This window comes from Pseudoalteromonas rubra (assembly GCF_005887095.1).
GTDB lineage: Bacteria > Pseudomonadota > Gammaproteobacteria > Enterobacterales > Alteromonadaceae > Pseudoalteromonas > Pseudoalteromonas rubra_E.
In genome coordinates, this window is the sequence record NZ_PNCI01000203.1 from 1 (window position 1) to 323 (window position 323).

Here is a 323-nt window from a genome sequence, read left to right on the forward strand (position 1 = left end):
GTTTTATATAAGGAACAAGTCGAGCATATCTCCTGTATACCTCATCCCAATCTCTGCCATGCATATTGGGGTCATAAAAGAAATCCCTTTCATAGCGCCAGGCTTCATTAAAAATTTGTAGCCATTCTTCTTCTCTATTTAAGTATACTCGTAAATCGGTCTTTACATTTTTTGCATCAGCTGCAGAAGGTCCATTGGTAGAAGTGATTTTCCAAGTGCCTTGTTGATTCAATAACATTTTTTTACCGTCTGCAGAAATACTGATACCGCCCGCGCCCGTTGTGAATTCTTTAGCTTCCTTGCTTTCCAGTGTGAATTTTTGT

At 39.0% G+C, this 323-nt stretch carries 1 protein-coding gene; it reads right to left on the minus strand.

The annotated features are described in order from the left end of the window. Window positions 1-323, minus strand: a 323-nt coding sequence (locus tag CWB99_RS23875) for a hypothetical protein (protein ID WP_138686263.1), incomplete at both ends; no start/stop codon positions are given.